General features: G+C 68.6%; 29 protein-coding genes and 2 tRNA genes. 4 read left to right on the top strand and 27 right to left on the bottom strand.

Annotation, left to right across the window (positions count from 1 at the left end; genetic code table 11):
• Positions 1-249 precede the first annotated feature (249 nt).
• The 19 genes from Q9R13_RS15745 to Q9R13_RS15655 form a co-directional block, all read right to left on the bottom strand.
• The gene (locus Q9R13_RS15745) at positions 250-1,032 is read right to left on the bottom strand and encodes a hypothetical protein (RefSeq protein ID WP_310962121.1); all 783 of its coding nucleotides are present in this window, start codon (positions 1,030-1,032) and stop codon (positions 250-252) included.
• Complete coding sequence (locus tag Q9R13_RS15740) at positions 1,029-1,952, bottom strand: hypothetical protein (protein ID WP_310962120.1); 924 nt, start codon at positions 1,950-1,952, stop codon at positions 1,029-1,031. The genes Q9R13_RS15745 and Q9R13_RS15740 overlap by 4 nt, the downstream gene beginning before the upstream one ends.
• 2 nt (positions 1,953-1,954) lie before the next feature.
• Complete coding sequence (locus tag Q9R13_RS15735) at positions 1,955-2,131, bottom strand: hypothetical protein (RefSeq protein ID WP_310962119.1); 177 nt, start codon at positions 2,129-2,131, stop codon at positions 1,955-1,957.
• Entirely contained in the window at positions 2,128-2,442 is a 315-nt protein-coding gene (locus Q9R13_RS15730; RefSeq protein ID WP_310962118.1) for a hypothetical protein, read from the bottom strand. The genes Q9R13_RS15735 and Q9R13_RS15730 overlap by 4 nt, the downstream gene beginning before the upstream one ends.
• On the bottom strand, positions 2,439-2,777 hold the full coding sequence (locus Q9R13_RS15725) for a hypothetical protein (protein WP_310962117.1): 339 nt from the start codon (positions 2,775-2,777) through the stop codon (positions 2,439-2,441). Before Q9R13_RS15725 ends, Q9R13_RS15730 begins: the two co-directional genes overlap by 4 nt.
• Before the next feature lie 100 nt (positions 2,778-2,877).
• Positions 2,878-3,726 carry a recombinase RecT gene (locus Q9R13_RS15720; protein WP_310962116.1) on the bottom strand — a complete coding sequence of 283 codons (849 nt, stop codon included), beginning with the start codon at positions 3,724-3,726 and terminating at the stop codon, positions 2,878-2,880.
• On the bottom strand, positions 3,713-4,588 hold the full coding sequence (locus Q9R13_RS15715) for a PD-(D/E)XK nuclease-like domain-containing protein (RefSeq protein ID WP_310962115.1): 876 nt from the start codon (positions 4,586-4,588) through the stop codon (positions 3,713-3,715). The genes Q9R13_RS15720 and Q9R13_RS15715 overlap by 14 nt, the downstream gene beginning before the upstream one ends.
• Positions 4,585-4,713 carry a hypothetical protein gene (locus Q9R13_RS15710; protein ID WP_310962114.1) on the bottom strand — a complete coding sequence of 43 codons (129 nt, stop codon included), beginning with the start codon at positions 4,711-4,713 and terminating at the stop codon, positions 4,585-4,587. Before Q9R13_RS15710 ends, Q9R13_RS15715 begins: the two co-directional genes overlap by 4 nt.
• A complete protein-coding gene (locus Q9R13_RS15705) occupies positions 4,710-4,883 on the bottom strand; it encodes a hypothetical protein (protein WP_310962113.1) in 174 nt (57 codons plus the stop codon). The genes Q9R13_RS15710 and Q9R13_RS15705 overlap by 4 nt, the downstream gene beginning before the upstream one ends.
• Positions 4,880-5,041: a hypothetical protein gene (locus Q9R13_RS15700; protein WP_310962112.1), complete on the bottom strand. Its 162-nt coding sequence runs from the start codon at positions 5,039-5,041 to the stop codon at positions 4,880-4,882. The genes Q9R13_RS15705 and Q9R13_RS15700 overlap by 4 nt, the downstream gene beginning before the upstream one ends.
• A complete protein-coding gene (locus Q9R13_RS15695; RefSeq protein ID WP_310962111.1) occupies positions 5,038-5,262 on the bottom strand; it encodes a hypothetical protein in 225 nt (74 codons plus the stop codon). Before Q9R13_RS15695 ends, Q9R13_RS15700 begins: the two co-directional genes overlap by 4 nt.
• Positions 5,259-5,612 (bottom strand): hypothetical protein, encoded by a 354-nt coding sequence (locus tag Q9R13_RS15690; RefSeq protein ID WP_310962110.1) that lies wholly within the window; start codon positions 5,610-5,612, stop codon positions 5,259-5,261. The genes Q9R13_RS15695 and Q9R13_RS15690 overlap by 4 nt, the downstream gene beginning before the upstream one ends.
• Positions 5,609-5,806 (bottom strand): hypothetical protein, encoded by a 198-nt coding sequence (locus Q9R13_RS15685; protein ID WP_310962109.1) that lies wholly within the window; start codon positions 5,804-5,806, stop codon positions 5,609-5,611. Before Q9R13_RS15685 ends, Q9R13_RS15690 begins: the two co-directional genes overlap by 4 nt.
• A 190-nt stretch (positions 5,807-5,996) precedes the next feature.
• Positions 5,997-6,854: a DUF2303 family protein gene (locus Q9R13_RS15680; RefSeq protein WP_310962108.1), complete on the bottom strand. Its 858-nt coding sequence runs from the start codon at positions 6,852-6,854 to the stop codon at positions 5,997-5,999.
• Complete coding sequence (locus Q9R13_RS15675; RefSeq protein ID WP_310962107.1) at positions 6,851-7,246, bottom strand: hypothetical protein; 396 nt, start codon at positions 7,244-7,246, stop codon at positions 6,851-6,853. Before Q9R13_RS15675 ends, Q9R13_RS15680 begins: the two co-directional genes overlap by 4 nt.
• A 61-nt stretch (positions 7,247-7,307) precedes the next feature.
• Positions 7,308-7,634 (bottom strand): hypothetical protein, encoded by a 327-nt coding sequence (locus Q9R13_RS15670; protein ID WP_310962106.1) that lies wholly within the window; start codon positions 7,632-7,634, stop codon positions 7,308-7,310.
• Complete coding sequence (locus tag Q9R13_RS15665) at positions 7,631-8,110, bottom strand: hypothetical protein (protein WP_310962105.1); 480 nt, start codon at positions 8,108-8,110, stop codon at positions 7,631-7,633. The genes Q9R13_RS15670 and Q9R13_RS15665 overlap by 4 nt, the downstream gene beginning before the upstream one ends.
• Positions 8,107-8,352, bottom strand: coding sequence for a hypothetical protein (locus tag Q9R13_RS15660; protein WP_310962104.1), 246 nt, complete (start codon positions 8,350-8,352; stop codon positions 8,107-8,109). The genes Q9R13_RS15665 and Q9R13_RS15660 overlap by 4 nt, the downstream gene beginning before the upstream one ends.
• The gene (locus Q9R13_RS15655; protein ID WP_310962103.1) at positions 8,349-8,549 is read right to left on the bottom strand and encodes a helix-turn-helix domain-containing protein; all 201 of its coding nucleotides are present in this window, start codon (positions 8,547-8,549) and stop codon (positions 8,349-8,351) included. The genes Q9R13_RS15660 and Q9R13_RS15655 overlap by 4 nt, the downstream gene beginning before the upstream one ends.
• 205 nt (positions 8,550-8,754) lie before the next feature.
• Between Q9R13_RS15655 and Q9R13_RS15650 the strand changes: the two genes are divergently transcribed.
• Entirely contained in the window at positions 8,755-9,132 is a 378-nt protein-coding gene (locus tag Q9R13_RS15650; protein WP_310962102.1) for a hypothetical protein, read from the top strand.
• A 79-nt stretch (positions 9,133-9,211) separates the two neighbouring features.
• Positions 9,212-9,445 carry a hypothetical protein gene (locus Q9R13_RS15645; protein WP_310962101.1) on the top strand — a complete coding sequence of 78 codons (234 nt, stop codon included), beginning with the start codon at positions 9,212-9,214 and terminating at the stop codon, positions 9,443-9,445.
• Here Q9R13_RS15645 and Q9R13_RS15640 read toward each other — a convergent pair.
• Positions 9,425-10,627, bottom strand: a complete 1,203-nt coding sequence (locus Q9R13_RS15640; RefSeq protein WP_310962100.1) for a tyrosine-type recombinase/integrase — start codon at positions 10,625-10,627, stop codon at positions 9,425-9,427. The two genes, Q9R13_RS15645 and Q9R13_RS15640, sit on opposite strands and share 21 nt — an antisense overlap.
• A gap of 100 nt (positions 10,628-10,727) precedes the next feature.
• A tRNA-Glu gene (locus Q9R13_RS15635) sits at positions 10,728-10,800 on the bottom strand.
• 104 nt (positions 10,801-10,904) lie between these two features.
• Between Q9R13_RS15635 and Q9R13_RS15630 the strand changes: the two genes are divergently transcribed.
• A complete protein-coding gene (locus tag Q9R13_RS15630) occupies positions 10,905-11,252 on the top strand; it encodes a metallopeptidase family protein (protein ID WP_310962099.1) in 348 nt (115 codons plus the stop codon).
• Between the two features lie 63 nt (positions 11,253-11,315).
• Positions 11,316-11,392 (top strand) — tRNA-Phe (locus tag Q9R13_RS15625).
• A gap of 109 nt (positions 11,393-11,501) precedes the next feature.
• Here the strand turns inward: Q9R13_RS15625 and Q9R13_RS15620 are convergent.
• From Q9R13_RS15620 to Q9R13_RS15595, 6 genes are all read right to left on the bottom strand, one after another.
• A complete protein-coding gene (locus tag Q9R13_RS15620) occupies positions 11,502-12,728 on the bottom strand; it encodes a GDSL-type esterase/lipase family protein (protein ID WP_310962098.1) in 1,227 nt (408 codons plus the stop codon).
• Between the two features lie 283 nt (positions 12,729-13,011).
• Positions 13,012-14,427 (bottom strand): alkaline phosphatase family protein, encoded by a 1,416-nt coding sequence (locus Q9R13_RS15615; RefSeq protein WP_310962097.1) that lies wholly within the window; start codon positions 14,425-14,427, stop codon positions 13,012-13,014.
• 170 nt (positions 14,428-14,597) lie between these two features.
• Positions 14,598-15,674 carry a TerC/Alx family metal homeostasis membrane protein gene (locus Q9R13_RS15610; protein ID WP_310962096.1) on the bottom strand — a complete coding sequence of 359 codons (1,077 nt, stop codon included), beginning with the start codon at positions 15,672-15,674 and terminating at the stop codon, positions 14,598-14,600.
• Positions 15,675-15,716: 42 nt separating this feature from the next.
• Positions 15,717-16,592: a LysR substrate-binding domain-containing protein gene (locus Q9R13_RS15605; protein ID WP_310962095.1), complete on the bottom strand. Its 876-nt coding sequence runs from the start codon at positions 16,590-16,592 to the stop codon at positions 15,717-15,719.
• A 13-nt stretch (positions 16,593-16,605) separates the two neighbouring features.
• Positions 16,606-17,814: an L-talarate/galactarate dehydratase gene (locus Q9R13_RS15600; RefSeq protein WP_310962094.1), complete on the bottom strand. Its 1,209-nt coding sequence runs from the start codon at positions 17,812-17,814 to the stop codon at positions 16,606-16,608.
• 112 nt (positions 17,815-17,926) lie between these two features.
• Positions 17,927-18,706: an SDR family oxidoreductase gene (locus Q9R13_RS15595; protein WP_310962093.1), complete on the bottom strand. Its 780-nt coding sequence runs from the start codon at positions 18,704-18,706 to the stop codon at positions 17,927-17,929.
• Positions 18,707-18,727: the final 21 nt, after the last annotated feature.

Here is an 18,727-nt window from a genome sequence, read left to right as displayed (position 1 = left end):
TACACCCCGCACTTCTTGCAGATGGCGCGGATGAGCCGGTTCCCGATGTATCGCTTATGGCCATCGGACAATGGCGTGAAGTCGTGAGCCGGGCCGTTGTAGGGGCAAGGGCTATGCCAGTCGGCGCTCATCGGGCACCTGTCTTTCTCGGCCAGCGCACGACCACGCAAGGCAGCGGACACACGTAGTGATGGTTAGGTCCTCGGTAGTAGCCGATCCACCAGTCGGCGGTGTCGATGTAGACGCTCATCACTTCGCCCCGCTCTCGCGGATCGCCTGCGCGACGTGGACCGGAGTCCACTGAACCCACTGGCCGATCGCTTCCGAGCAGGGTGGGCAGTAGAGCGGACCGTGCTCTGTGTGTGTCGCAGGGTGCGCATCCAGCACGTCCTCGATGCTCGGGGCGTCGGGCGGCGCGGGGACGGACTGGGCGTCAGGTAGCGGCTCGTCGCTCGTCCGGAACGCGGCGGCGATGCGAGCACCCTGAGCTGCGCCGATGAGCCGGTGCATCGCGCCCTTGGTGACGAGGTAGGCGAACGTGTCGCCGTCCTCGGTCTGGCCGTACTGCTGCGCTCGCCAGCACACGTCCTTGACTGCTTCGGCGAGTCGGTCGATCGCACCGCCGCCGTGCTCGCCGCACACGGGCCAGCCGCCGGGGAGTACGGCTATCGCAGGCTGGCGGCAGGTACCGTTGCAGCAGATGCCTCCTGCAGTCGGCTCCGGTGTCGTCTCGGGCTGGGGCGCGGCGTCGAGCAGGTCGCGGAGGTCGATCACTGCCGCCTCGGCCTGCGTTGCCATCGCATCGAGCCCCCGGGACCAGGCCGCGTCGGTCTGTCCAGATGCCGCGCGGCGCGCGTTGATGGCAGCGCGCTCGATCCCCGACGCCAGCGCCTCCATCCGTCCCCGCCACCATGCGTCCCGCTCGGCGACGGCGGTGTCGATGAGTCGGGCGGTCGCGGGGTCCCAGTGGGTCTCGGTGGTGTTCTTGCGGGCGTCGGCGCGGACGGAGCCGAGGCCGTCGTGGGCGGTCACGCGCGTGCCTCGATCATCAGGTCGAGCAGTTCGAGCGCGATCGGCTCCTGACTGGCGGCGAGGTCGGCGATCTCCTGGACGACGGGCAGGGGGTGCTCGTCGTAGTACTTCCGAGCGGCTGCGTAGGCGGCAGAGCGAACCTTGTACCAACCGTCCGAGTACGGGGTTAGGTCGGCAACGGCAACGGCAACGGCATCGGCAGCGGCAACGGCATCGGCAACGGCAACGGCAACGGCAACGGCAACGGCAACGGCAACGGCAACGGCAGCGGCATCGGCATCGGCAGCGGCAGCGGCATCGGCAACGGCATCGGCAGCGGCAGCGGCAGCGGCATCGGCATCGGCATCGGCATCGGCAACGGCAACGGCAACGGCAACGGCAACGGCAACGGCAACGGCATCGGCAACGGGGCGGTCTGCCAGCTGCTCGCGCACCTTGACCTCGACCTCCTTACGCAGCGTGGCCCAGCGCGATTGGCGCAGCGTCCATGCGGCGTCACGGATCGCATACAGGACCCGCCGACGCTCCTGCGGGGAGTCGGCTGCGAGGGCGTCGAGCTGCGCGGCCTGTTCGCTCATTCCGGCCAGGTCGAGCCACGGGCGCAGCAGTCGTTCGGTCAGGTAGCGGGTGGCGATCTGCTCGCGGATGGTGTCCTTGCCGTCGTCGCCGGTGCCGATCATGCGGACGAGGTAGGGCTTGAGGGTCTGGCGCTTCGCGTCGTCCCACCTGTCATTGAGGCGGATCACGTATCGGGCGAGGACGGGGGATGCGCAGGAGGGTGCGTCGGTGAATCCTTCGTCGGCGAGCCAGGACACGACCTCCATTGCGCAATGGCCGGACTCGAAGGACCCGTGTGAGCCTTCGTGGAGTTGGATGTCGTCGAGGGCTGCGAGTTTGTCGGGGTTGATGGTGGTGGTCATGGTCAGTGGTCTCCTTTGCTTGTCCGGCTCAGATGCCGGTCGTGGTGGTCGAGCGCCCAGCACAGGGCGCGGGCGATGGTGTCGGTGGCGGCGGTCAGGACGCGGAGACGGAGGGTCACGGTCTTGCGTCGCTCGATCACGGCGTCGGTGGTCATCGCGACCGACATGAGGCGGCTCACGCTCCGCCGCCGATCGCCTCAGCGACCGCCAGGGCGGCGCGGATCGCGCGGCAGTCGGACGCCTCGCAGTCGGGGCGGTCGCAGGGTCGGCACGTGTTGGTGCGGTTGGCCTCGGCGTCGAGCAGGTCGGCGACCGCGAGCGCGACGGGCGGGGACATGGCGGCGATGTAGGCGGCATCGGCGGGGTCGATGGGCAGGCTCATCGGGGAGGCTGTTGCCCACGCGGCTGCGCTGTACCACTCGCCGTCAGTCGCCTGCGCCAGCGTCCGCAGCCGGTCGGCTGCGGCGTGCAGGGTGGCCGGGGCGGTCACCGTGCCACCCACCAACGCGGAGTCGGCGTCAGAGCCAACGTCCCCTCTGCAGGCTTCCCGGACTGCATCAACGGAGGCTCGACCCACTGGCCCTCGTACTTCACCCGGCCACCAGCGCCGGGGCACAAGTCGGGGTCGGGCTCCGGGTATGCGCCGATGTGGGCGGCGTGGGCTTCACCGATGGCCTTCATGGCGTCGAGCCAGCCACCAAGGTCGGAGATCGCGCCGGGTCGGATGTCGATCTGCCAGTGCTCGCACGACATGCACACGCCGACGTAGCGGCGCAGGTCCGGGCGCTTGCTGACCGACTGGATGCCGAGACGTGGCCCGCTCACCGTGCCACCCCCGTCGCTGCCCACGCGACCACCACGACCAGCCCCAGCACGCACGCCAACAGCACCGACAGGCGGGCGTCCGTGCCGCCCGACTCGGGGGTCACTGGTCGGCCTCCGGGTCGTCGGTGCGCTCCCCGGTCAGCCACGGGTCGGCGGGGTCCACGATCTCGGCGTCGATCGCGTCGAGGTCTGAGTCCTCGATCTCGCCCGTCTCGGTGTTCAGCACCACGGCGCGGGGCCGACCGGCTGCAACCTCGGCCTGCACTCGGGCGATTCCCTGAGCGTCGACACGCAGTTGGTCGCGGAACTCTGCGGACGTGGGCACCCACTTGCGCAACTGGCGAACCGCCGACTTGAGCCACATGGCGGCCTCGTTGGTGCGCCACGGTGAATAGTCCCCGTCCGACCCCATCGAGGATGCCTTGATCTTGTTGATCTCGGCGCGGTTGAGGACGATCACCTTGGACGTGGCACCCGAGCGAAGTCGGGCGTAGGCGTAGACCAGCCGCAACTCGCCGCGGTCGTTGGAGTCCCAGTCGATGCGGTGCATGGGCAGTTCGTCGCGGCCGGGCTGATAGTCGAAGCCGTCGCTGTCATAGACGCATTCGGCGACCACCGAGGACACGGCCCCTGCCCGGTACATCATCTCCACGATGCCCTGATAGCCGGTGATGCCGAGCACTTCCATCTTGCCCTTGACCTTGCGCGGCGTCAGGTAGAACTCCTCGGTTCCAGGCTCGAGGCCGAGCCGCGCCGCATTGAGGAGCGCCACCATCAGGGACGCCGGCGTTTCGGTCGCCGCCTTCATGAGCTTGGGATCGCGACGTACGGCACCTTGCGCGACGCGAATCCACACCGGCGCGTGGACGTGGGACGGAAGCACCGAGGACAGATCCTCGGAGTGCTTGGCGATCAGCTGCGAGGGGGTGATGACGTCAGGCGTAGTCATTGATGCTCCATTCGAAGTCGGCCGGGATGCCCGCGGCAGGGAGGGATAGACGCGCCCACGGGGGCAGCGTCAGGGTGAGGCGACCAGTGGCGCCCTCGTAGGGCTCGGCGTCACCGCAAAGCCGGTTGAGGGCTCGGTCCCGAAGGGTGCGACCCCGTTCGATGAACTCCTTGCTGGCGTCCGCGACGGTGACCCGATAGGGCTCGGTCTTTCCGACGAACACCCACGTGAACCGCTCGACATCGAGGTCGAGCAAGTCGGCGACGTCGAGGTAATGGGACGCCGAGAGGTCGTAGAGGAAGCCGATGACGGTGCGTGTCAGCGAATCCTCCCCGGGCCTTGACCCGGTGGTCTTGAGGTCGATCACCGAGTCTGGGACGAGCCGGTCGAACCGGGCCTTGTGCTGGATGCCGTCCTCGTCGGTGCAGAATGCGGAGACTTCGGACAGCCCGTCGCCGCTGAACAGCAGCTCGGCTGCCTCGCCATGAGCCAGGATCGCGTCGCGCATCCGATGTGCACGCTCCCAGTCGTCCTGGGTGACGATGACCTTGCCGTCAGACTCGGATTCGGCTACGAACAGCTTCCACGCCTTGGTGCTGGTCGGGTTGTCGGCCTTGGTGCCGTCCGCCTTGAGACCGATCACGGCGGCGTCTGCGGCGACGTACTGGCTCAGGTTGTCCGGCTCGAGCACCACCGAGTGCACGAGCGTCCCGAAGTCGAGCGCGGCCTGCGACATCGAGCCTTCGTCGTATAGCTCGGGTAGGGCTCGCTTGAGTTGCGTCGAGGACCACCAGTCGGTCAGGGCGTGATAGTCGTCGTTCGGGAGGTCGAAGTGCAGCCCCGGCTTGATGTCGTCGCTCACGATGCCTCCCCGACAGCCCGCTCGGCGTCGATGCAGCCCCGGCACCAGCCGTCGTCGTCGAGCGGCTCGGTGCTCCGTTGGCAGATCACGCACTCGTCGGCGTGTTCGGGGATGTAGCGGCTCATGCTCGGCACCTGCACTCGTCGAGGCGGCAGCGTGGGCAGAACTCGCCTGCCCATCTGGGCTGTCCGTGGTCGTCGTAGGCCGCTGCCCGTGCTTCGTCGCGGGCGTCGGCGTTGGCCTGCTCGTTGAGGTCGGATGCGTCTCGGCGGGCGTCTGCTGCGGTCCAGGTCATCGGGCGCCCCGCTGGATCGCGACGTGGGCGGCGCGCAGGCAGTCGACGCACGGTGTGGTGCGCGGCACGGGTGCGGCCCACTCGTAGGGGTGCAGTTCGCGGCAGATGGCGTAGGCGACGGGCGGGTGGCCGATGGGCGTCTCGGGCGCGGTGGTCATCCCTGCCGCCCTTCGTCGAGTTGGTCGCGGAACGTCTCGGCGGCGAGGGCATCGTGGATCGGGGTGTCGGAGAGGGCGGCGTCCCAGCGGGCGAGGAAGTCGGCGCCGCGCATGTCGCCGCGCTTGGCCCACTGGTGCTCGGTCCACGCGTCGAACAGGGCGAGTCCGATGCAGAGGGCGCCGAGGAGTCCGGCGAGGATGAAGGCGAGCGCGGCGGTCATGCGCCCTCGCCTCCGTCGATGAGCCGCAGGTCGCGCTCGACGTCGGACTCGATCAGCGAGGCGATGAACGGGTCGGACTCGGCGGGCACGTACGGCACCGGCACGTCAGCGAAGAGCCGCGCCACGTCCGCCCAGCCGTCCACGTCGCCCTCGTCGGGCAGGCAGACCACCGACAGCGGCGCCGGGCGCACGGGGCGCGTCGAGGGATGGATCAGCCGCTTCAAGCGGGCGACCTCGACGACCAGGCGCTGCTCGCGGGTAAACATCGCGCGGTAGTCGGCCAGCAGGATCGCCAGGAAGGTGATCGCCAGGAGGGCGACGACGGTAACGGTGATCGCGTAGGTGGTCATGACGCCTGCCCCACGGTCACCATGCGGCCCCACGGCTCACCGATGCCGGCGCGCCACTGGGCGGTGATCTCGCCGCCGGGCCAGCGCTCGATGTGGATCATGCCGCCGCCGTGCTCGATGGGCACGACCTGGGATGTGACGGGGGCCTCGTAGGGCGTGGAGACCTGCGCGTCGGCGCTGGTGGTGGTGCTCATGTATCCTCCTGAGTGAGTGGTTTTGCTCGGCCCGTCGGATGCACCCCGGCGGGCCTTTTTCTGGTTGTCTGGGGTGCCACCCGGCGGACCCGTGGCATTGCGCCCGCCGGGTGGCTTCCGCGCTTCCCCGGCGCGGTCTGGTCGGCTCGGACGGGCGGGAGGGATTGGGCAGCCCGCCCGAGCCGGGTCTTTAGGGCGAGACGCCGCGGAACACGGGCTCGGTCACGGTCGACTCGACCTGACCGACGACGCCCTCGAACGCCTCGCGCAGCACGTCCTCAGGCCGCTGGAGTCGGTAGCCGACCCGGAGCGCCGCGTCGACGATGCGGAACCGGAATCGGGCCGTGACCTTGTACGTGTCGGCGCCCTCGAACGGCACCAACGCGAGGTCGAAGTCCTTCGGGATGTCGAGCCGTCCAGCCCTGCCCGCCTTGGCGTCGATCTCCTCGCGGTAGACCAACTGGCTCTCGCCGGAGGAGAGCAGCTTCGAGGACTCGAACGCGCCGCCCTTCGATGCGTAGAAGTGCTGCGCCAGTTCGAGCATGTCGGCCGCCGAGGGTCGCACGATGTCGACCGCCCGGTCCTCGATCAACTCGGCGAAGGTGGCCTGGTCGAGCAGCTTTCCGTTGTGCTCCACCCACGCCTTCCACGCCGGGGTGTGCTGCACGGCGTAGGTAACCCGGTGGTCGGCCCAACCGGCGGCTGCCGGTACCTCGTTGCCCGCCTTCGTGCCCCCGTGCGCGTTGATGACGCCCACGATCTTGTTGCCGATGGTGTCGGCCCATACCTCGGTAGCCGAGACGCCGTGCTTGGCGAGGTAGTCGCAGAACGACTCGGCGTTGTGGACCGTGAACGAGCCGCGCTTGCGCTGCGGGTGGTCGCGGTAGGACGCGAGCTTGGCCTCGATGTCGACCACCTCGACGCGTCCCTGGTCGGGCACGACGACGAGGGCGAGATTGTCGCCCACGATCGTCGGCTCGGCCGCGCGGGTCGCGGTGTCGATGATCGCCTGAGCATCCCCGGACGTGCTGAGCAGTTCGCTGGTCATGCCTTGATCTCCTTGATTTCCTTGATCTCGCCCGTGGCCGGGTCGACGTTGGGCGGCGGGACCTCACGCAGAGACTCGAAGGACAGTTGTCCGGGGTCGGTGCGGGTGAGGTTGCCGTCCTTGTCGGCGTAGAAGATCGACGGCTTGCGGTCGTGCTCGGGCAGCCGGAGCTTGATCTCGTCGGCGATGAGCAGCGGACCCTCGGGGTCCTTGTCGAGCAGCGAGACGCTGATGGTCAGCGAGACGGTGCCCTTCTTGCCGGTGTCACGGACACGGGAGACGAGGTCGTACAGGGCATCGCCCATCTCGTCGTGTGTCTTGCCGTGGGACTGCTCGCGCAGCCAGTCGGCGAATGGCCGGACCACGAGATCCTCGGCGGCGGGTTCTGCCATGAGATACTTCCTTCTGTCTGGACCCCGGCCCTACGGATGCCGGGGTCTGGCTTTTGGAGGGTCAGCCGACCCACTTGCGCCGTGGGTAGGTCTTGTTGCCGTTGCGGATCGTGCCGCCGTCGTTGTCGTCGAAGCAGCCTTCGATCCGACGCATCGGCTTGCCGTCGCCGGTGAAGTGGCCCCAAAGACTGCTGAGCCGAGCGGGCGGGATGTCGGCGCCAGCGAGCGCGAGCCGGACCCTTGGCACCGACACCCAGCCGTGCGCCTTCGCGTCGGCCTCACACGCGGCCAAGAACAGGTCCACGGCATCGGCGCCGGGGACGGTGTGCTCGTCGGCGATCAGCGACAAAAGGTCGTATTCGTCGGGGGCGAGGTAGCCGGGGGTCATTTCCACACCCCCGTGCCCCACTTCTCGTCCAACTCGGCAGACAGGCGGGCGACGTTGTGCAGGCAGCCCAGTTGGCCCGGCCTGTACCAGCGGCGGTCCTCCCGGTCGTAGGCGGGCAGCAGGTCGAGGGTGGCGCAGAGCGTTTCGAGCCCGGCGACGACGAGGCGCTTGAGGCGGATCATCGCGACCCCGGCGGGCGTGACGTTCTCGGCCGCCGAACCCGCCGGGGCACTACCTTCACCCGTGTCACCCGATGAAGTAGGAGAGGAATCCCGATGAGCGATCCCAAGGCGCGCGCCGACCTCAATGCGCTGTTCGAGGTTGTCCAGGGTGTGAAGGAGACTGCTGATGCTGCAATCGACGGCGGCATTCGACTTGCGAAGGTCGTCGATGCGCTGGTCGAACGGACGGACCTGCTGGCGGAGCAGGTCGCGGATCTGCGTGAGCAGGTCGATCGCCTGGGATGAGGTGGTCATGCGGACCGCCTCCGTGCTGCTGAGCGGGCGGTCTGACCGGGCACCTTCACGGGTCCGGCGATCGCAGCCTCCGGGGTCTGGGAGTGCTGCGCGACGATCTGTTCGACCTGGGCGTCGGTGAACCGGACGTCGAAGCGGCCGAGCCGGACGTGCGGCCAGCGGTGACGGCGGCGCAGTTCGCGCAACTTCTCGACGCTGAGCCCGAACTGCTCGGCGAGGTCGGCCTCGGTGGTGAGCCTCATGCTGACCGCGCGATGTTCTCGACGTACTCCCGCACCGACTCGGCCGGGATGTATGTGCGGTTCTTGATGCGGGTGGACGGCAACTGTCCCCCGTCGACGAGGTGCTTGACCTGCATCTCCGAGATGCCTAGGGACTTGGCTACGAGCTTGGGACTCAGCAGCAACGGGGCCTCGTCAGCGGTGACCGTGTGGACCATGCCGCATCCTCCTGTCGGTGTTTTGGGGTATGACGGGGACTGTGCCACCGCATTCCCCATCACGCAACACCAACACTCCACAGATTTGACCTTTTTTCCGGGACTCTTGTGGATTGCTGTGGATTGAGAGCAAGATGGGCCAGGTACTTCGACTAATCGGAGGGTTGTCATGCCAACAGCGGCGCTCACTGAGACACTTGCGCCCGTGACTACGGACGACGGCGCGCAGTCGCGCGGGGAAGCGATCCGGCGACGGATGCGCAGGATCGGACTGACGAACAGCGGACTCTCCAAGGAGTCCGGCGTCGACCGCAAGACGATCACGCGGGCGCTCGACGACGTGCCGCAAACCCAGACCGCAACGTTCGAGCGGCTTGAGTGGACCCTCGACCGGCTGGAGAACGAACTAGGGCACGGGGGTCCCGATGCGATCATGAGCACCGAGGTAGGCCTGATTGAGTTCGAGGTGACCGGCGACTTCGGCGTGCGCGTCGTGGTCAAGGGACCGATTGAGAATGCGGCCGAGCTCGAGGAGTCGGTCGCGCGACTGATTCGAGACATCCGCACGGGGACCGAGCAGTAACTTCGGCGTTCCGCGAACACCGGTTCGAACCGCGCCTACCGTAAGCCCCAACCTCGCCGGACTACGGCGACGGGGCTCAATGGCGAAGGAGACCTCTCGGATGTATCAGGTGCGAGTAATCGGCCCTCAGGACTTGCCGACGGGGCACGACTGGGCGTTGGTTGAGGTCGACGGCTCGGTGACGGCGCTCGTCAAGGAGTCCGCGTTGGGGCTGTGCACGGTCGCCGAGCTGTGGGCGGCGTATCGGCGCCTGGATCGGCGGCACACGCCGTGTCGTCAGGCGTCGAACGGGTCACTCCTGCATCTGGCCTAGCTCGGCCCGCACGACCTCGCCCGCGACCACGGGTGCGATGCCCGGCGCCGACGCGCGGCCCGACATCAACGCGGCCGCCCGCGCCAGGGTGTCGTCGGAGACGTCGCCGATCATGCCGCCGTAGACGTCGACGGTGGTGGAGTAGTGGTCGTGGCCGATGCGCCGCTGGATCTCGTGCATCGGCGCGCCGGCGGCCGCCATGACGGCGACGTGCATGTGCCGCAGCCAGTGCGGCGTCGGCCTCCGGTCGCCCAAGGCGGCGACCTTGAGGATGCCGGGCCATGTCGTGCGCAGGAAGGTGTTCTGGTTCCACGGCCGTCCGCGCGAGTTGGTGAACACGAGCTCGCCCGCCTGAGCCTTGCCGATCATCCGGGCGCGGACCATCGCGGCGGACTCGGGCAGCATCCTGATGCGTCTGAACCCGGCCTCGGTCTTGGCTGCGTCCTCGGCGATGAACGGGCGGCCGGAGGCGTCGAGACGGTAGACCCGCGACATGTTGACCCACACGTCGATCCCGTCGTCGTCGACGTCGCGGGTGTCGAGCGCGATGGCCTCCGAGAACCGCCACCCGGTCTCGCCTAGGAACAGGATCAGGTCGTGGGCGTCCGGGTTGCCCTTGGCCAGCGCGGCGGCCAGGATCGACCGGAACTCCGGCGTGGTGGTGCCCTTGGGCGGCTTGCGGACGGGTGCGGGGAACTCGGTCTCCAGGCACGGGTTGTGGCTCACGAGCTGGCGTGAGCGGGCGGTGCCGTACTTGTACATCGAGTGCAGCAGCATGTGTCGATCGCCCACCGACTTGGGCGCGAGGCTGCGGGCCATGTGGTCGACCCACTTCTGCACGTCGGCCTCGTTGAGGGACTCGGCGGTCCGGTGCCCGAACCAGGGCAGGATCCAGTTGGCCACGTCGCGGCGGTAGTCGGTCATCGTGCGCTCGGTGACCTTGGTGGCCCGGTTGGCGAGGTACTGCTCCGCGAGCTCGGCGACGGTGAGCCGGTCGTCGTGGGCCTCGCCGCGATGGACGGCCAGCGCCTTGTCGGCGCCCAAGAGGTCGATCAACTGAGCGAACTTCGCGGCCGACTTGGGGTCCGTGAAGGTCAGCGAGGTCTGTCGTTTTCCGTGCCGGTAGAGCACTGCCCAGGTCGTTTCACCGCTGCTGTAGGTGCGTTCACGGATGCTCGCCATGTGCCCATCCTGCCTCGGGATTGTTGACCGGGTGTTGACAGGGATTCACGACCGGTCTTGCATCGGTATGTTTCCGCAGGTCAGAGGCATGATTCTACAGCACCCCCAACGGGATTCGAACCCGTGCTACCGCCGTGAAAGGGCGGGGTCCTGGGCCACTAGACGATGGGGGCCCCACCGCCCGGCGGGCGGCCGCCCCAGCATAGGGCTGGCCTCGGCGACCCCTCAAATCCTCGGCTGGTCCGAACCGCTGGGTGGCGTCGGGGAGACTGTCCCGATGGAGGTCACCGCGGACGAGTTCGAGCGGCTGGTCGCCGACGCCCTCGACTCGATGCCGGTCGAGCTGTCCCGGCTGATCGACAACTGCGTCGTACTGGTCGAGGCAGAGCCTCCCTCGCACGACCCGCACCTGCTCGGGCTGTACGACGGCATCCCGCTCACCGAGCGGACCAGCAGCTACACCTTCGTGCCGCCGGACCGGATCCTGATCTTCCGCGGCCCGCTCGCCCGGATGTGTCAGGACCGCGACCAGCTGGTCGAGGAGGTGCGGATCACCGTGGTGCACGAGGTGGCCCATCACTTCGGACTCGACGACGCCCAGCTGCACGCATGGGGCTGGGGCTGAGCGCGACGCGCGGGACTCGATTGTCGCCCACCCCGACTGCTCCGGTATCGTGTGCCGCGGCCCGGCCAGGTAGCTCAGTTGGTACGAGCGTCCGACTGAAAATCGGAAGGTCGGCGGTTCGACCCCGCCCCTGGCCACCACCGAAACCGCAGGCCAGACCCCGTCTGACCTGCGGTTTTGGTGAAATGACGGAGAGGGGGCGCCGCCGAGAGTGCGGCGCCCCCCTCCGCTTTCTTCCGAGGTTGCTGCTCAGCAGGCTAGGTCGGATAGGTCGACCGAGTTGGCGATGGCCAGGTAGCCGGCGTCGCTGGGGTGGATGTGGTCACCGGAGTCGTACAGGGTGGCCAACCGGGTGGGATCTGCGGGATCGCGGACCGCCGCATCGAAGTCGAAGACGGCGTCGAAGTCGCTGCTCGTCCGCAGGTACTGGTTGACCTGGTTGCGAACGGCTTCCTGCGCAGGAGTCAAGATGCTGGTCGGGGTGATGGTGCCGGCATAGACGCATTTGCCCATGGCGTGTGCCTGGGCGGCGATCTGCTGGTCGGCGGCGATCAGAGCGTCGGCGGAGATGCCGCCGCTGATGTCGTTGATGCCCTCGAAGAGGAACACCGAGCCGATGCCCGGCTGGGTGAGCACATCGCGTACGAGCCTGGTTTGGCCGGGCAGACCGGCAGCGCCACCGCCAGAGGCGACATGGTTGCCGGAGATGCCTTCGTTGGCGATGCCGAACTGCTTGAGCGCGGGCAGGTGCGCGATACGTCTGGCCAGGTCGTCGGTCCACCGGCGGTTGGCGTTGATCGTCGATCCGACACCGTCGGTGATCGAGTCCCCGAGGACTGCCATTGTGCCCTGGTGGGTCGGCGCCTCGACGCTGACGCCGTCGAGGAAGAACCAGTTGGCGTCCTGGGTTCCGAAGTGGTCCGCCGACACATCGGCAGCCCAATCGCCGGAGCCTGACTTGAAGGTGTACTGCATGCTCCTGTTGTGGGCTGTGAGGACACTCGCTGTGCCCTCTAGCGCCAGCGATACCGACAGGTCGGCGCCCGGAGCGAGCGTCTCCGGCAGCGGGTCGCTAAGCACCACTGCACCGGCCGGGATGGTCACCGAGGTCTGTCCGCCGAAGGTGATCTGCTGATTCGTGCCAGGCACGATCGCAGCCGAGTCGGTCGCGGTCGGCGTACCGACATAGACCGAAGAGAACGTGACCGGCCCGGTTCCGGAGTAGTTCGAGAGCCGGAACCGGGGGTTGGTGCCTCCGATGGTCGTGTGCACCAGGTCGCGCAACGTGACATCGGTGAGGCTGCCACCGGCCTTGTCGTCGGCCGAGGCCCAGGTAGTGACGGTGCTCAGTGGACGAGCTGGAGCGGCGCCGGCCTGGGAACCAGCGACGGCTCCGCTGGCGACCAGCATGGCGGCTGCGACCGCGATCATCGAGCCGGTGGCGACATAGGGGCGAGCAAAGGCGGTCAATCTCATGGATGTCCTCCCGAGGGACGTGAGTGGGGTCACAAGCATTTGGGATGGTTCCAGCACCAGCGGGCAGTGGTACATCATCTGGGGGCGAGGTGCGACGAGGTGGGGAGTTGTCGCGACGAACGGGGATACCTCACCGACGCACGGTGGTGTGATCGCGACCAGTGGTTCGCTACTCGGTCGGTAGCCTGGTCAAGGACCAGGGGTCGGCGATCGCCATCTGCTCGACGGACCGAAGTCGGAGCTCGTCCGGTCGCCGGCAGGCGCTATGCACATCGACCGCTTCTTACCCGTGCTCGTCTATGTAGCGCTGGTAGTCGGCGTTGGTCTGCAGTACGGCGAGCTCTTCGGGAGGCCTGCCCGCCTGGTCGGCGATCAGGGCGGCCTGGATCTGTTGCAGGTGCGAGGCCTGCACGACCAGGCCGGTCGGGTTCGTCGGGGCCGGCGGGGCGGTGACGCTGGCCAGTGGGTCATCGGTGCGTGCTGTGGTCAGGGTGAGCGCCCCGGCCAGATCAGGGGCTGCGGCGTCGCGGGCGGTGAGCGGGGCGATGCCCCATCTCTTCTCGATGGTGGCCAGGATGCTGGTGTGGTCCAGGGGTGTCTGGCCAGGAGCCCGGTAGACGGTGCCGGCCTCGATGAATGGGGAGACCAGCACGGCCGGGACCCGAGGTCCGAAGCGGGTGAAGTCGAAGCCGTACTCCCCCACGGTCTGGTCCGGCGGCGTCGCGCCCCAGGGCGGGGACACATGGTCGTAGCAGCCACCGTGCTCGTCGTAGGTGATCACCAGCAGTGTCTGCTCCCAGGCCGGGCTGTCCCGTAGGGCGCGGTACGTCTCCAGCAGCAGCTGCTCGCCCAGGGCGAGGTTGTAGTTCGGGTGCTGGCTGTTGCCGTCCGACCCCCAGGAGGGCTCGAGGAACGCATAGACGGGCAGCGACCCGGTCCGACAGTCGGCCTCGAAGTCGGCGAAGTGACCGAAGTTGGCCGCCGGGGCGGTCTTGGTGTCGGGGAAGTCGGACTTGGTCAACGGCGCCGAGGTGTAGCCATAGATCTTCCAGGCGAGGTTCGCCGCACCCAATGACCCGAAGATCGACGGACAGGTGAACGCCTTGGTGACGTCATCCATGTGTCCCTGGCTGGTGCCCGCGCACACGAACGCCCGGTTCGGCATCGTCATCGTCGGCGCCGCGCCGTACCAGTGGTCACAGACCGCGAAGCCTCGGGCGAGAGCGGAGAGCACCGGCAGTGTGGCCGGGGTGTGACAGCCCATGATCCAGGACTCGGCGGTGCCCGCGAAGACGTACCAGCCCTTGGCCCTGTTCGCGGCGATCGCGGAGGCGTAGTCGGTCACGAAGCCGCTCATGGGCGCCGTGGCACCGGCCGCCGGTGGGCCCGATGATCCGTAACACTGCCTGTTCGTCGCGGCATACCCCTCGCCCGGATCGGCGCCCGGGTAGAAGTACACGTCCTGGGTCTGGGGAGTCAGCTGGTAGACCGGAACCGGTTGGCCGTCGCTGCCCGGACACGACTCGCTGCCGGTCAGGCCCTCGAACGGGTCCCCGGCCGGCGACACGTTCCCGGCCTCGGCGTACAGGTAGCCCAACATGTGGTCGAAGGAGCGGTTCTCCAACATCAGCACCACCAGGTGCTCGACACCCGCAAAGCCAGCTGGGCCTCCCGGGGCAGGGGTGGCCGGGGTGGTCATCACGAGTCTCCCTCCGCCGAGTCATGGAGTGCTCTCCCAGGCTGCCACCGAGGCGGTGCCCAGCGACAGCCCCCCGCCCAGCCCATCTGAGGCATCGGCGTTGGAAGCATGCGGGCAGGTGCGCCGGTAGCAGCGCAACGGAGCCCGGACCCATTCGCGGATCTGGCGGGTCAGGGGTGTCGGTCGCGGTTGGCGCCGCTTGTCGGCCATGACGCCTGGTCCCTGTTACGCCGAGCAGCGGGAATCACGTCGACACCTCGACTGCCTCGCCGCCAGGCAAGCCGCTGTTGCCACGCATCCCGTGCCAGGCTCGCGGCGATCGTCAGACCTAGCACGACCAGGATGAACATCAGCGAGAAGCCCGTGGTGATCTCCGGAAGGCCGACCGCGCCGAGGTGGTCGACCCCCGAGCCGTGCAGTGCCTCGACGAGGAGCTTCACCCCGACGAAGGCGAGGATCACCGACAGGCCGACGTTGAGGTAGACGATCTTCCCCAGCAGCCCGCCGATCAGGAAGTAGAGCTGACGCAGGCCCATCAGCGCGAAGGCGTTGGCGGTCAGCACCACGAACGTGTCCTGGGTCAGGCCGAAGATGGCCGGGATGGAGTCCAGGGCGAAGACGACGTTCGCCACGCCGATGGCCGCGATGGCGATCGCCAGCGGGGTCGCCATCCGACGCCCGTGGGCGCGAACGACGATCCGGTCGCCGTGGTAGTCGGCCGTCAACGGCAGGACGCGGCGCAGTCGTCGTAGGAGCCGGCCCTCCTGGAAGTCCGCCTCGTCGTTCTCACCCTCGAGCACGAGCTTCACGGCGGTGTAGACGAGGAAGGCGCCGAACACGTAGAACGTCCAGGTCGCAGCCGCGATCGCGGCTGCTCCGGCGACGATGAACACCGCGCGCATCAGCAGTGACAGCACGATGCCGATGTAGAGCGTCTTGTCGACCGCCAGCGGCGGCACCGCGAACCTCGCCATGATGATCACGAAGACGAACAGGTTGTCGACGCTCAGGCTGTACTCGGTGACGTAACCGGCGAAGAACTGGCTCCCCGTGTCCGGCGGCCCCCACAGCAGGAGCACCACCCCGAAGGCAACCGCGAGCCCGACATACAGCACGACCCAGCGAGCCGCGTCGGAGACGGTGATCTCGCGGCGGCGGCGGGCGATGACGACCAGGTCAAGGCCCACGATGGCCAGCAGCCCCAGGATCGTGAGCAGCCAGGCGACGAGCGGTACGGCAGTGAACATGGCGACTCCGGGACGTGGGTGAGGGCGTGGTCAGCGGGACGGTCAGGCGGGTCTGAGCACCTCGAGGACCTTCCACAGAGCGGGGTTCTCCGAGTCCCTCGGCCAGAGCAGATGCAGCTCGACCGCCGGACAGGGTGGTGCGAGCGGGAGGTGCACCAGGCCGGCGACATTGAGGTACCGAGTCGAGGCCGGCAGGAACGCCAGCCCGCGGCCGGCGGAGACCAGCGCGAGCATCGTCACCAGCTGGCTCACCGCATGCACGACGTTGCGCTGGACCGGGACCACGCTGAGGACGAGCTGGTGGAGGTACGCCGCGTCCTGCGGCGAGTGCATGATCAGCGGCTCGTCGACCAGGTCCGCGGCCGCGACCGGTCGACCCAGTGCAGCCAACCGGTGCCCGACGGGAACGACCACCACAAGGTCCTCGCGCTCCGCCACGACGTTGTCCAGCACCGCGGCGTCGAAGCACGGCCGGGCGAGTCCGAGGTCGATCTCACCGCTGGCGAGCGCCGCGGCCTGCTCACGGGTGATCATCTCGCGCAGCTCGACGTCGATGTCGGGAAGCTCGGCCGAGATGCGTCCGAGCAGGTCCGGCAGCGCACGGAAGGTCGAGGCCGCGGTGAACCCCAGCCGGACGGTGCCGGCCGACCCCGCCGCGACCCGACGTGCAAGCTCGGACGCGGTGTCGCCGAAGGACAGCAGCCGACGCGCCTCCACCAGGAACGCGGCACCCGCCGGGGTCAGCTGCACCCGACGGTTCGCGCGGTCGAGCAACGCGGCCCCGACGGTCCTCTCGAGCTTCTGGACCTGTCGGCTCAGCGGCGGCTGGGTCATGTTCAGCCGGGCCGCCGCGCGACCGAAGTGGCGCTCCTCCGCCACAGCGACGAAGCCACGTAGCTGCTCGAACGAGAAGCTCATGACGGCATGGGCGTCACCGGGCGCCAGGCCCGAACGTCCGCGAGGCGACCGTCAGCGCCCGGGCACGCTCGCTCAACGTGAAGCCCAGGCCGGGACGGTCCGACACGTGCATCCGCCCGTCATGGATCTCCAGCTCCTCCTCGAGCAGCGGCGCCAACCAGTCGAAGTGCTCGACCCAGGGCTCGCTCTCGTACGCCGCGGCAAGGTGCACGTGGATCTCCATGGCGAAGTGTGGGGCGATCTGCAGCTGTCGATGCTCGGCGAGCGCCGCCAGCTTGAGGAACTGGGTGATGCCGCCGATCCGGGGAGCGTCGGGCTGGAGGATGTCCGCGGCACCGGCCTCGATCAGCCGGACGTGCTCGGCAACGCTCGACAGCATCTCGCCGGTGGCGATCGAGGTGTCCAGCGCGCGGGCAAGATCGGCGTGCCCCTCGGCGTCGTACGCGTCGAGAGGCTCCTCGATCCAGACCAGCCCGAACGGCTCGAGCAGACGTCCCATTCGCATCGCCGTACTGCGGTCCCACTGCTGGTTGGCGTCCACCATCAGGGGCACGTCGGCGTCGAGGTGTGCCCGCACCGCCTCCAGTCGCGCGAGATCGGCGCGCCAGTCCGGCTGGCCGACCTTGAGCTTGATCCCGCCGATGCCCGCGGCGAGCGATGCGGTCGCGTTCTCCAACACCTGCTCTATCGGCGTGTGCAGGAATCCGCCCGAGGTGTTGTAGGTGCGGACCGAGTCGCGGTGCGCGCCCAGCAGCTTCGCCAGCGGCAGCCCGGCCCGCTTCGCCTTGAGGTCCCACAGCGCGATGTCGATCGCCGCGATCGCCTGGGTGGCCAGCCCGCTGCGCCCGACCGAGGCACCCGCCCACGCCAGCTTCGTCCAGAGCCGGGCGATGTCGTTGGGGTCCTCGCCGATCAGCACCGGCGCGATCTCGCAGGCGTGGGCGTACTGGCCCGCTCCCCCCGCTCGCTTGGAGTAGGAGAACCCGACCCCCTCGTGACCCTGCTCGGTGCGGATCTCGGCGAAGAGGAACGCGACCTCGGTCATCGGCTGCTGCCGACCGGTGAGCACCTTCGCATCGCTGATGGGTGTCGCCAGCGGCAACGCGATCGAGGACAGGTGCAGCGACTCGACCCGGTCGATCGTGGCCGCACCCGGGGCGAGGGCGCGCAGGGCGGCGTTCGGTTCGGACAGCGCGCTTCGTGGGGCGCTCGAGATGCTCATCTGGTGGTCTCCGGGGATCGATGTGGGTTGGCCGGTCCAACGTAGGAGGGCTGCTTCGTTGCCGTCCAAGACTGTTTCGGACGGTGTCGATACCCGATCGGCATAAGCACGCTCAGCCCCTGCCGAGGTAGCTCTGGGCGACCGGCAGCATCGTCGCCTCCAGCAGGTTGACGTCGGCGGGCACGGTCGCCATCAGCAGCGCCAGCCGGGCGACCTGCTCGGGGTCCATCATCGGCTCGGGTCCTTCGGGCCGGCCGGCGTGCGCCACCGCGTCAGCCCGGCGCTCGACCGCGGTGTTCCCGGGGTTGAGGCAACTGACCGCGATGCCGTCCTCGCGACCGTCGAGGGCCAGCGCTTGGGTCAGGCCCCAGACCGCGTGCTTCGATGCGGCGTAGGCGGTCGAGTGCGCCCTGGCCCGGGACCCGGCGATGCTGCCGACGTTGATGATCCGGCCGCCTCGCAGCCGCATGTGCCGGAAGGCCTCCCGGGCACAGAGGAACGTGCCGGTGACGTTCACCTCCATCACCGTGCGCCACTCGGTCAGGCTGAGGTCGTCGACGACCCCGCCGGCGAACGCTCCGGCACTGTTGACGAGCAGGTCGATCGCACCGGCCCGGCGGGTCGCCTCGTCGAACAGTCGGCGGACGTCGTTCTCGTCGGTCACGTCAGCGACCACCGGGTGCACGGCCGGACCGAGGTCCTCCGCGACCAGGCGCAACCGGTCGCCGCCACGCCCGGCGATGACCACCTGGGCGCCGGCGCGGGCGAAGGCCGCGGCGATGGCGCGACCGATCCCGCTGCCACCGCCGGTGACGACAGCGACCCGGCCGCCGAGCGAGCCGGACGGCTCGGAGGCCAGCATCGCATCTACGTGGGTAGATGATGTCTCCATAACCGAACGCTAGCAGTCCCG

Origin of the sequence: Nocardioides marmorisolisilvae, from assembly GCF_031656915.1 — a bacterium.
GTDB lineage: Bacteria > Actinomycetota > Actinomycetes > Propionibacteriales > Nocardioidaceae > Marmoricola > Marmoricola terrisoli.
The sequence above is the reverse complement of the archived record's forward strand: the minus strand, read 5'-3'. Positions and strand labels throughout refer to the sequence as shown.

What these genes read in the sequence shown, in the direction of transcription:
- Q9R13_RS15740 (WP_310962120.1), bottom strand. Translation starts at nt 1,952, where the DNA reads ATGACCACCACCATCAACCCCGACAAACTCGCAGCCCTCGACGACATC.
- Q9R13_RS15720 (WP_310962116.1), bottom strand. Translation starts at nt 3,726, where the DNA reads ATGACTACGCCTGACGTCATCACCCCCTCGCAGCTGATCGCCAAGCAC.
- Q9R13_RS15710 (WP_310962114.1), bottom strand. Translation starts at nt 4,713, where the DNA reads ATGAGCCGCTACATCCCCGAACACGCCGACGAGTGCGTGATCTGCCAA.
- Q9R13_RS15705 (WP_310962113.1), bottom strand. Translation starts at nt 4,883, where the DNA reads ATGACCTGGACCGCAGCAGACGCCCGCCGAGACGCATCCGACCTCAAC.
- Q9R13_RS15700 (WP_310962112.1), bottom strand. Translation starts at nt 5,041, where the DNA reads ATGACCACCGCGCCCGAGACGCCCATCGGCCACCCGCCCGTCGCCTAC.
- Q9R13_RS15695 (WP_310962111.1), bottom strand. Translation starts at nt 5,262, where the DNA reads ATGACCGCCGCGCTCGCCTTCATCCTCGCCGGACTCCTCGGCGCCCTC.
- Q9R13_RS15690 (WP_310962110.1), bottom strand. Translation starts at nt 5,612, where the DNA reads ATGACCACCTACGCGATCACCGTTACCGTCGTCGCCCTCCTGGCGATC.
- Q9R13_RS15685 (WP_310962109.1), bottom strand. Translation starts at nt 5,806, where the DNA reads ATGAGCACCACCACCAGCGCCGACGCGCAGGTCTCCACGCCCTACGAG.
- Q9R13_RS15680 (WP_310962108.1), bottom strand. Translation starts at nt 6,854, where the DNA reads ATGACCAGCGAACTGCTCAGCACGTCCGGGGATGCTCAGGCGATCATC.
- Q9R13_RS15675 (WP_310962107.1), bottom strand. Translation starts at nt 7,246, where the DNA reads ATGGCAGAACCCGCCGCCGAGGATCTCGTGGTCCGGCCATTCGCCGAC.
- Q9R13_RS15670 (WP_310962106.1), bottom strand. Translation starts at nt 7,634, where the DNA reads ATGACCCCCGGCTACCTCGCCCCCGACGAATACGACCTTTTGTCGCTG.
- Q9R13_RS15665 (WP_310962105.1), bottom strand. Translation starts at nt 8,110, where the DNA reads ATGACCACCTCATCCCAGGCGATCGACCTGCTCACGCAGATCCGCGAC.
- Q9R13_RS15660 (WP_310962104.1), bottom strand. Translation starts at nt 8,352, where the DNA reads ATGAGGCTCACCACCGAGGCCGACCTCGCCGAGCAGTTCGGGCTCAGC.
- Q9R13_RS15655 (WP_310962103.1), bottom strand. Translation starts at nt 8,549, where the DNA reads ATGGTCCACACGGTCACCGCTGACGAGGCCCCGTTGCTGCTGAGTCCC.
- Q9R13_RS15645 (WP_310962101.1), top strand. Translation starts at nt 9,212, where the DNA reads ATGGCGAAGGAGACCTCTCGGATGTATCAGGTGCGAGTAATCGGCCCT.
- Q9R13_RS15640 (WP_310962100.1), bottom strand. Translation starts at nt 10,627, where the DNA reads ATGGCGAGCATCCGTGAACGCACCTACAGCAGCGGTGAAACGACCTGG.
- Q9R13_RS15630 (WP_310962099.1), top strand. Translation starts at nt 10,905, where the DNA reads ATGGAGGTCACCGCGGACGAGTTCGAGCGGCTGGTCGCCGACGCCCTC.
- Q9R13_RS15620 (WP_310962098.1), bottom strand. Translation starts at nt 12,728, where the DNA reads ATGAGATTGACCGCCTTTGCTCGCCCCTATGTCGCCACCGGCTCGATG.
- Q9R13_RS15615 (WP_310962097.1), bottom strand. Translation starts at nt 14,427, where the DNA reads ATGACCACCCCGGCCACCCCTGCCCCGGGAGGCCCAGCTGGCTTTGCG.
- Q9R13_RS15610 (WP_310962096.1), bottom strand. Translation starts at nt 15,674, where the DNA reads ATGTTCACTGCCGTACCGCTCGTCGCCTGGCTGCTCACGATCCTGGGG.
- Q9R13_RS15605 (WP_310962095.1), bottom strand. Translation starts at nt 16,592, where the DNA reads ATGAGCTTCTCGTTCGAGCAGCTACGTGGCTTCGTCGCTGTGGCGGAG.
- Q9R13_RS15600 (WP_310962094.1), bottom strand. Translation starts at nt 17,814, where the DNA reads ATGAGCATCTCGAGCGCCCCACGAAGCGCGCTGTCCGAACCGAACGCC.
- Q9R13_RS15595 (WP_310962093.1), bottom strand. Translation starts at nt 18,706, where the DNA reads ATGGAGACATCATCTACCCACGTAGATGCGATGCTGGCCTCCGAGCCG.